The organism is Cyanobium sp. BA5m-10, assembly GCF_024346255.1.
Lineage (GTDB): Bacteria > Cyanobacteriota > Cyanobacteriia > PCC-6307 > Cyanobiaceae > Cyanobium_A > Cyanobium_A usitatum.
Map to the genome: position 1 here is coordinate 1 of NZ_JAGQCP010000068.1, position 10,078 is coordinate 10,078.

Sequence of the window (10,078 nt, forward strand, 5' to 3'; positions counted from 1 at the left end):
TGCAGCAGGCTCAGGCGACCGGCAAGCACGTATTCGTGGAGAAGCCGCTCTGCCTGACGGCCGATGAACTCGACGCGATCGAGGCGGTCCACACCGGCGAGGCCCTGCTGATGGTGGGCTTTAACCGCCGCTTCGCGCCGCTTCTCCTTGATCTTCGGTATCAGCTCTCTCGCGTGCAGGGCCCTAAGGCTTTCGTTTACACCTGCAACGCCGGCTCAATTCCCGCCGATCACTGGACACAGGATTCAGCTGCCGGTGGTGGCCGTCTGCTCGGCGAGGCCTGCCACTTCGTGGATCTGCTCCGCTACCTAGCCGCCAGCCCGATCGAAGACGTGCAATTGTCTAGCGCCGCCGATCCCAAGGTCTGTCCTGATACCTTTTCCCTGCAGCTGCGCTTCGCCGATGGCTCGATCGGCACCGTGCATTACTTCGCCAACGGCAGCAAAGCTTTCCCCAAGGAGCGTCTGGAAGTTTTCGCTGCAGGCAAGGTGCTGCGCCTCGACAACTACCGAAAACTCGAGGCGTGGGGCATTCCTGGTTTCCGCACCCGCCGGCGCCTGTCTCAAGACAAGGGTCAGGTCGCTTGCTGCACCGCCTTCCTCAAGGCCATTGAATCCGGAGGGCCGGCGCCCATTCCTGCTGCGGAGTTATTTGAGGTTCAGCGCTGGCTGCTCAAAGCCGTTAGTCAATGAGATCCACCTACTCTCCTTGTCAGCTAATGCCCCCGCCTTGGCGGGGGCTTTTTTTGTGCTTGAACGCAATCCCTTGGCTAACTCCTGCTGCATCCTCGGCCTTGGCTACATCGGTCTGCCCACCGCCGCTGTGCTCGCCCGCGCCGGCCATCGCGTCATCGGTGTGGATGTGAATGCCCAGGTGGTGAGCACGGTGAATGCGGGCCGGATCCACATCGTGGAGCCGCAGCTTGATCAGGCTGTGGCCGATGCAGTGGCCTCGGGCGCCCTTACGGCCCAGCTCACTCCCGCACCGGCTGATGTGTTCCTGATTGCTGTTCCCACCCCTTTCCGGAGTGGGCCAGACGGAATTCCCCTGCCCAACATCGACTACGTGCTCGCGGCTGCCAGGGCCATTGCGCCGCTGCTGCGCCAAGGGAATCTGGTTTTGTTGGAATCCACCTCGCCTGTTGGTACTACAGAGCAGGTTGCCCAGGTCATTGGTGAAATATCCGGCCTCGACACCGATCAACTTCATATCGCTTACTGCCCCGAAAGGGTTCTTCCGGGCCGCATCCTCCAGGAGCTGATCAGCAATGACCGCGTAATCGGTGGCATCACCCCCGGCGCCGCAGAAGCTGGCCAAGCCTTCTACGCCACCTTCTGCCAGGGCGCGCTGCTTGCTACGAATGCCCGGGCCGCCGAGCTGGTCAAGCTCACTGAAAACAGCTTCCGCGATGTGAACATCGCCTTTGCCAATGAGCTCTCCCTGGTTTGCGATCGCCTGGGCATCAATGTGCGTGAGCTGATTCGCCTGGCCAACCACCACCCGCGCGTCAACGTGCTTCAGCCCGGTTGCGGGGTGGGAGGCCACTGCATTGCTGTAGATCCCTGGTTCATCGCCGCCGCCGCTCCAGACTGCACTCCTTTGATCCAGACCGCTCGGCGCGTCAATGACGGCAAAAGTCGCTGGGTGATTGAGCAAGTTCAAAGCCGCGCCGCCGCTCTGGAAGACCAACTCGGCCGACCGGCTCGTATCGGCTGCCTAGGCCTGGCCTTCAAGCCCGATGTGGACGACCTGCGCGAATCCCCCGCCCTCCATATCACCACCGAGCTGGTCGTTGCTGGCCTCGATGTGCTCGCCTGTGAGCCCAATCTCAGCGACCACCCCACCATCAAGCTTGATCCTTTGGAGCAGGTCCTTGAAAAAGCCGATCTTCTTGTGTTCCTGGTAGCTCATAGTCCTTTCAAGGGTCTTGATCTTGCTGGCCGCGTCGTTTTCGACCTGTGTGGCGTCACGGAGCAGCCATGTTGATGTTTTCCAAGCTGCGCACTAGTAAGCGGCTGGGTTGGCGCAATTGTTCGGCGGTGGCCTCCCACTGCGTCTTTCTTCGCACTGGTGTCTATCAGCGCACTCTGCCGATCACGCCTTGCCCGGTACCGGAAGCCCTAACGGGCTGTGGACAGCCAGCACCAATGCCTCTGGAACTCTGCAGCGAAGAGGCCCGTGCTCGCTGCCTGGAAGCAGCTGATGCCCTCCTAGGCGGCAGCGCTACTTGGTTCAGTCATGAGCGCCATGCGGTGGGTTCACCGCCTGATTGGTTTCTCGATCCTTCCTCTGGCAAGTGCTTCCCCGATAGCGCCCAGCACTGGAGCCTTTGCCGGCCGTTTGCCGGAGCTGACATCAAGCGCTGCTGGGAGCTCTCGCGCTGGGGCTGGGCGCCGCTGCTAGCCCGCGCCTGGCGTTTCAGTGGCGATGGCCGCTATCGCGACGGCCTCAACGCATGGAGTCAGAGCTGGTGCAAGGCCAACCCCGTGAACGGGGGCACTAACTGGCTTTGCGGACAGGAGGCCTCGATGCGTCTTCTCCATGCCCTGCAGGCTTGGCAGCTCTGCGACGCCCCATCCCAGCTGCCCGAGCCCACCCCGCAGCGGGCGGCTTTTGTGGCCGTCCATCTGCAGCGTATCGCCGCCACCGAGCGCTACGCCCAGGCCCAGGACAACAACCACTGGACCTCAGAAGCCGCAGCCCTGTTCATCGGTGGCAGCTGGCTGGCCGCCGCCTCCAGTTCCCACGCCGCTGCTGGACGCCGGTGGGCCACTGCCGGCCGCCGCGCCTTGGAGCGGAGTCTGGGCCGGCTGGTGATGGCCGATGGGTCCTTTGCCCAGCACTCCCTCACCTACCACCGCCTGCTGCTCGACACCCTGGCCCAGGTTGAGCTCTGGCGCCGGTGGCTGGATCTAGAGCGCTTCTCCGTAGGCTTTGTCCAGCGCTGCCGTGCCGCCACGTCCTGGCTGGCGGCACTGGTGGATCCCATCAGCGGCGATGGCCCAAACCTTGGCAGTAACGACGGCGCCTTCTGTTACCAGCTGCATAGCCAGAGCTACCGCGACTTCCTCCCTTCGCTCCAGTTGGCTGCAGTGTTGTTCTATGGCCAGCCTGTTCTGCCCAATGGGCCTTGGAATGAGCCTTTGTATTGGCTTGCTCTTGCGGATGGTTCGGCTGCAGGTGTTTCAACCACTCAGCCACCAACGTCCGCACAGGATCTTCAGCCCCCCGCTAACGGGCCAGTCACCCTCTTCCCCGATGGTGGTTATGCCGTGATGCGACCCAGCACCGCCACCTGGGCTCTTCTGCGGCTTCCCAGCTATCGCTTTCGGCCCGCCCATGCAGATCCTTTGCACCTGGATCTCTGGCACCAGGGAGTTAATCTTTTGCGCGATGGCGGCAGCTATGCCTACAACGCTCCGCAAGTTGATCTCGACTACTTCCCCGGGATTGCCAGCCATAACACCGTTCAGTTCGATGGCTCCGAGCCCATGCCCCGGCTGGGCCGTTTCCTCTGGGGTGACTGGCTCCAGCTGGAACATTCGCCCCTGCTTAAGCCTGGCAATGCTCCAAGCTCAAGTACGGATGGGAGCAGCATCACCGCCGCATACCGCGGCCCCCATGGGCGCCACCAGCGCCAGGTTCAAGTTGCCGCTAGCGGCAACTCTTGGGTCATCACTGACAACTGCTCCGGCTTCCAGCAGGAGATGCTCCTGCGTTGGCGTCTTTGTCCAGGAGATTGGCGTCTGGAGGGAGCGTCCTTAATGGGCTCCGCGGCCACGTTGACGATACGTGCCGATCAGCCCATCGATCGGCTTGAGCTTGTGATGTGCTGGGAATCACTCCACTACGGATCCAAAACCCCACTGCCTGTGCTTGAGGTGAGTGTGACGCAGGCGCCGGTCACCATCACCACTTCGATTGAACTCTCCTCCTGATCCCAGCTACGCGTGAAAGTTCTTTACTACCACCAGTACTTCTCCACTCCAACCGGTGCTGCTGGCACCCGCTCCTACTCCTTGGCGCTCTCACTAGTCGAGGCTGGCCATCAGGTGCAGATGGTGTGCCTGCGCGATGTCCGCACCCACACGGGCCTTAGCGGAACCTTCACTGCAGGGCGGCGTAGCGGCCTGGTGGATGGGATCGAAGTCATCGAATTTGATCTGGCCTACTCCAACCACGCCGGGCTGCTGGAGCGCTCCCTGGTGTTCCTCCGTTACAGCTGGCAGAGCCTGTTGCTTGCGCTGCAGTCCAACGCGGATCTGATCTTTGCCACCACCACCCCCCTCACCGCAGGCATCCCAGGCATCGCCGCCCGCTGGTTGCGGGGCACACCATTTGTGTTTGAGGTGCGCGACCTCTGGCCTGAACTGCCCCGCGCCATGGGCGTGGTGCGCAACCCTCTTGTGCTAGCCGCCCTTTCGGCCCTGGAGTGGCTCAGCTATCACGCCGCCGATGCCTGCATCGGCCTGGCGCCTGGCATTTGCGAGGGCATTGCCGAGCGCGGCATCGCGCCCAGTCGAATCACCAGCATCCCAAATGCCTGCGACCTGGAGCTTTTTCAAGCCCTGCCCAAGGGCTCGGCCAAGCAGCCCCAGCTCATCAGTGGCCTACCCCAGTCCCTGCCTAGCGGGGCCTTTGTAGCGGCCTTTACCGGCGCCCACGGCCTGGCCAATGGGCTCGATGCGGTGCTCGATGTCGCAGCTGAGCTGCAACGTTTGGGTCGCCACGACATCCAGTTGCTCTTTATCGGTGATGGCCGCTGTAAGCCAGATCTGGAGCGCCGAGTTGCCTGCGAGGGTCTGGTTAACTGCCATTTTTTGCCGCCGATTCCCAAGCCCAAGCTGGCCCAAACCCTGCAGCAGAGCGTTCATGTGGGCCTGATGGTGCTCGATGACATCCCCGCCTTCTACCGGGGTACCTCTCCCAACAAGTTCTTTGATTACCTGGCCTGCGGTCTGCCGGTGGTGAACAACTACCCAGGTTGGCTGGCTGAGATGATCAGCGAGCACCAGTTGGGCATCCCGGTGTCGCCCCGCGTTCCGGCGGCCTTTGCTGCGGCCCTGATCCGATTGGCCGATCAACCGGCGCTGGCGTCCACCATGGGGACCAACGCCCGTGCCCTAGCCGAATCCCGCTTCTCCCGCCTGGTTCTCGCTGATCAGTGGCGTCATGTGCTGGAAACCACGGCCGCTCGCTACGCCGGCCGCCGCCATGGCTACTTGGGGCAACAGGTCTACGCCCTGTTTAAGGGGCTGGCTGACCGCCTCACTGCCCTGCTGGGTTTGTTGCTGCTCTCACCGTTGCTACTGGTGATAGGAGCACTGGTGCATTTCCGCCTCGGCGCACCCGTCCTGTTCCGACAGCAGCGTCCTGGTTACCTTGGCCGGCCTTTCTGGCTGCTGAAGTTCCGCACCATGACCAATGCCCGCGACATCAGCGGCGCCCTGCTACCAGATGCTCAGCGGCTCACAACCTTTGGCCGTTGGCTGCGTAGTAGCTCCATCGATGAACTCCCTGGGCTGCTCAACATTCTGCGCGGCGAGATGAGTTTCATTGGCCCTAGGCCCTTGCTGATGCAGTACCTACCCCTTTATTCTGCTGAGCAAGCCCGTCGCCACGATGTGAAACTAGGTTTCAGTGGCTGGGCCCAGATCAACGGTCGCAATTCCATCTCCTGGGAGGACAAGTTCCGTCTTGATGTCTGGTATGTCGACCACCAGAGCTTCTGGCTTGATCTTCGTATTCTTCTACTCACGATTTGGAAAGTGATTCGTCGTGAAGGAATCAGTGCAGCCGGTGAAGCCACCATGGCTCCCTTCGTCGGAACACCCGTGAGCCGATGAGTATCTTTGTTCAAGCATTGATGCTTTCATCTTTCCCTTGCCTTGCCTCATCAAATTCGTATGCCATTTAATTAATAGCATTTATCGTATTCGTTTCCCAACTGCCAATATGGTGCCAATATGCCAGCAGATTTCGCCCTTTTGCCGTGATTGATTTTTCGTCCCAACGTCAATAGCGTAAATTCATTCTCTCCGCTAAAATATATTGTACACATCTGTGGTTTAGGCGTCTCCAAGCATTGCGGATGTTGCTCTTCGAAGTGGAACCGTTGATTTTGTGTTATTTGCGGGCCGCTTCGATAGGCTCTGCTAAGCCTGTCTTAAATCTCTGCTAAGTTGACCTTTGTGCTCATGGAAAGACTAATTGGTGTTTTTGGGTCCGGCGGCTTTGGGAGAGAAGTTATGCCACTTATCAGCCAGGGATGCTCGTCTTCGCCTCAAATGCAAGTATCAGTGCGCACTGTTTTTGTGGTTGATGATGCCACCTGTGCTACGGAGGTAAATGGATGCGAGCAAATGTCATTCGACAACTTTTGCCTTTCCCCTGCTCAGTCTAAGGCCATTGTGATATCCGTTGGGGATGGTAAGCTCCGACAAGCTATATATAATCGAGTAGTCGAGAGAGATATTCCTCTTCTTTCTGTAAAGGCGCTAAACTCGGTTCAGCTTCAGGCAGTTGAAATAGGAGAGGGTTCAATTTTATGTCCATATACAACCATAACATCAAATGTAAAAATTGGCAAATGCTTTCACGCTAATCTTTATAGTTATGTTGCGCATGACTGTATTATTGGAGACTTCGTTACCTTTGCCCCTGGTGTCAAGTGCAATGGAAATATTCTTGTTGAAGATGACGTATATGTTGGCACTGGCGCCATTATTAAGCAGGGAAAGAAAGGTCGCCCAATAGTTATTGGGAGAGGTTCAAAAATCGAGGCTGGATCATATGTTACTAGAAGTGTTGAGCCTGGGGTGACGGTATTCGGAAACCCTGCTGTTAAGCTGACTCTTTCCAGCCTCCGCAAGAAGCGGTCTGCTGAATAATGTTTTCCCTGATTCTCTCCTGATGATTATTGTAACTGGAGCGTCTTCTGGCATTGGCAAGGAAGTAGCTCGACTTCTTGCAGAAAATGTTGATGCAAGCAATTTAGTCGTGATTTCTAGGACAGATCCCGAAATTGTAAATAGTGAATGGATAAAATGCGATTTATCAGATTCATCTGAATTAAAAGAACTCATTTCAGCTCTTAAGCTGAAGGTGAATCGCCTCGACTTTATCGTCCATTGTGCTGGCGTAATGAAAAGTCAATCGAGCTCATCCCTAGGGGTCGATGACGCTATTGAATCGTTTATGGTTAATACGATTGCTCCGCTTTGTATTACTTCGGCTCTATCTCGGCAGTTAGCCAAATCCAGGGGAGTCGCAGTTGTTATATCCAGTATAGCCTCAAAGCTGGATATACCAGGCGAATCCATTTATTCTGCAACGAAATCTGCGCTCGACAAGGGATTTGAGACGCTATCCGCAGACTTATCGAGACTTGGAATAACTTTTCTGAAAATTCATCCGGTAATGATAGATACTCCTATGACGAGATTGCTGACTGACTCGCAGAGGGCTTATATGCATCAACAAAGGACTACTAAGGCTGAGCCCAGTGCGCTTGATCTTGCCCAGTTTATTGTCGAGCTACGTGAATGCAACCACTTTGCTACTGGTTCTAGTATTTACTTTGGCGGTATCCGTCGTTAAATGAGAGACCTCCATCGTCGCCTCCAGGTACTGGAGAAAAACTTGCCTTTCCCAGTTTTAAGTTGCAAGGAGCATGATCTAGCTGAAGTGCTCTGCGATGTACTTCTGGCATCAAAGAGATCGCTCCATATCTGTACAATTAATGCTGAAATTGCCCATTGTTTTATGACTAGTTCGAGGTCGCAGAAAGCTTTGCAGTATGTAAGCTACTTTGTGCCCGATGGTATTGGTGTTGAGCTCGCCTATAAGTTTCTTTTCGGTGCCGATGCTGGCAAGTTGCCGGGTATTGAATTTTCCGAGGAATTACTCAAGGAGTGTGCATTGCGCTCTTGGAATGTCGCTCTTTACGGTGCTACCAAGGGTCGTGTATTAGATGCAGCAAGTTATTTGACCAACAAATATCCACCTCTCAGTATTTCCGCTGTTTTGGATGGATACTCCGATTCTGATGACTTAAGGGTGTTCTTGCGCAAATGTCAAGACGAGTCTGTCAGGCTTGTTTTGGTTGCGTTAGGCCATCCAGCTCAGGATGAGTTTATTTCTAAGTATTTTGGTTCTTTGTCCGCAATCTGGGTTGGAGTTGGAGGCTCATTTGATGTCTGGTCTGGTGCAAAGAGGCGTTCGCCACGACTTTTTTCTTGGATAGGCCTTGAGTGGCTTTACAGAATTTTGCAAGATCCATCTCCGCAGCGGCTTAAGAGATCGCTTGCTCTCCCCGCTTTTTGCTTAGACATGATATTTTTTCGCCTTGGCTTATACCGCCATCCTTGAGCTGTTTGGGCAAGGTCATGTTGTTGTCTTTACACAAAAGCATAATAACTTGCTTCCTGGGTGTAGCAATATGGTTTTTCGTTGATATAATCAATCATTGCTTCTCGCTCAAATTTATTTATTCTCTGGTTTTTGCTGTTCGCCTCGGCCTTATTTGCTTTAATAATTTAGTGCCGAGTATTACTTGGCATTTTTTGTCCGCGAACGCCTTAAGCTCTATCGTCGATTCTTGTCTTTGTGCTTTTCCTTTCTGCGTTTGCTCCATGAGCGTCCTGCTACCTGCGAGCTTATGAATCCCATTTTATGGATCTTGAGAGTTAGAGGCTGGGCTCTTTCGTTGCGTCGTTGGTGATCCCTTTGTGCTCCTTTGGAAAATTCTTAATGCTAGTGCTGTGGATGGTGCCGGATATGCGCCCTCTTCCACCCCTGCTCAATAAATCGCGTTTGTGTCAATGACTATTGCTCTCTGGCCTCATTTCGATACCGAGCAGATCGACGCCGCTTCCCGCGTGCTCGCATCCGGCAAGGTGAACACCTGGACCGGCCAGGACACCAAGGCTTTCGAGCAGGAGTACGCCCTCTGGTGCGGCAGCAGCCATGCCATCGCCATGGCCAATGGCTCCTTGGCCCTCTCTGCCGCGTACCTGGCGATCGGCCTGGGCAAAGGCGATGAACTCATCACCACGCCGCGCACCTTCATCGCCACCGCTTCCAGCGCCGTGTTGCTTGGCGCCAAGCCTGTGTTTGCCGACGTGGATCCCGATTCCGGCGCCATCACCGCAGCCACCATTGCTCCGCTGATTACCACCCGCACTAAGGCCATCGCCGTTGTGCACCTGGGTGGCTGGCCCGCAGACATGTCTGCCATCTGCGATCTGGCCAGAAGCCACGGCATTGCCGTGATCGAAGACTGCGCTCAAGCCCACGGCGCCCGGATCAATGGCCAGTCCGTTGGCAGCTTCGGTGATGTGGCCGCCTGGAGCTTCTGCCAAGACAAGATCCTCAGCACCGCTGGTGAAGGCGGCATGGTCACCACCTCCCGCCCTGAGCTCTGGGATGCCATGTGGGCCTTCAAAGACCACGGCAAACCCCATGAGGCCGTATTCGGCCGCGAGCACCCGCCCGGCTTCCGTTGGCTGCATGAGCGCTTCGGCTCCAACTTCCGCCTCACCGAACTGCAAAGCACCATCGGCCGCATCCAGCTCCAGCGCCTCCCTGATTGGACTGCCGCTCGCACCCGCAACGCGCTGCAGTTGGCCGAGGCTTTGCGCGACCTGTCCGCCGTGCATGTCCCCCTGCCTCCTGAGGGGCTCACCCATGCTTGGTACAAGTTCTATGCCTTCGTGAGACCGGATGCTCTCGCTGATTGCTGGAGTCGTGATCGCATCCTCTCGGAAATCGCTGCCCTTGGTTATCCAGCCCTCTCCGGCAGCTGCAGCGAGATCTATCTGGAGAAGTGCTTCCAGGACGCAGGTTTGGCCCCATCTGAGCGCCTGCCCGTTGCCCGAGAACTCGGCGACACCAGCCTGATGTTCCTCGTGCACCCCACCATCACCCCCGAACAGATGGGGGGCTATGCCGACGCTGTGCGGACGGTGGTGCAGCGGGCTTGCCGTTAGTTCTGTTTGGCCAGAAGCGTCCCCTGGTTTTGGTTGCTCTGTTGCTTGGAACGTCGGCTGCAGGGCTGTGGCCGGCCTGGCCCTGGCTT

The 10,078-nt window shown here is 56.9% G+C and carries 8 protein-coding genes; all 8 read left to right on the top strand.

The annotated features are described in order from the left end of the window. A partial coding sequence (locus KBY85_RS14685) for a Gfo/Idh/MocA family protein (RefSeq protein ID WP_254962210.1) occupies nt 1-692 on the top strand: 692 nt, incomplete at its 5' end. Between the two features lie 16 nt (nt 693-708). Further along, nucleotides 709-1,986 carry a UDP-N-acetyl-D-mannosamine dehydrogenase gene (gene wecC, locus KBY85_RS14690; RefSeq protein WP_315859996.1) on the top strand — a complete coding sequence of 426 codons (1,278 nt, stop codon included), beginning with the start codon at nt 709-711 and terminating at the stop codon, nt 1,984-1,986. Then, nucleotides 1,980-3,938, top strand: coding sequence for an alginate lyase family protein (locus KBY85_RS14695; RefSeq protein WP_254962211.1), 1,959 nt, complete (start codon nt 1,980-1,982; stop codon nt 3,936-3,938). The genes wecC and KBY85_RS14695 overlap by 7 nt, the downstream gene beginning before the upstream one ends. A gap of 12 nt (nt 3,939-3,950) precedes the next feature. Next, complete coding sequence (locus tag KBY85_RS16020; protein WP_315859997.1) at nt 3,951-5,846, top strand: sugar transferase; 1,896 nt, start codon at nt 3,951-3,953, stop codon at nt 5,844-5,846. A 336-nt stretch (nt 5,847-6,182) separates the two neighbouring features. After that, entirely contained in the window at nt 6,183-6,890 is a 708-nt protein-coding gene (locus KBY85_RS14710; protein ID WP_261359673.1) for an acetyltransferase, read from the top strand. A gap of 22 nt (nt 6,891-6,912) precedes the next feature. Then, nucleotides 6,913-7,599, top strand: coding sequence for an SDR family oxidoreductase (locus KBY85_RS14715; protein WP_254962212.1), 687 nt, complete (start codon nt 6,913-6,915; stop codon nt 7,597-7,599). After that, complete coding sequence (locus tag KBY85_RS14720) at nt 7,600-8,370, top strand: WecB/TagA/CpsF family glycosyltransferase (RefSeq protein ID WP_254962213.1); 771 nt, start codon at nt 7,600-7,602, stop codon at nt 8,368-8,370. A 452-nt stretch (nt 8,371-8,822) separates the two neighbouring features. Continuing rightward, on the top strand, nt 8,823-9,989 hold the full coding sequence (locus KBY85_RS14725) for a DegT/DnrJ/EryC1/StrS aminotransferase family protein (RefSeq protein WP_254962214.1): 1,167 nt from the start codon (nt 8,823-8,825) through the stop codon (nt 9,987-9,989). The last annotated feature ends 89 nt before the right edge of the window (nt 9,990-10,078 follow it).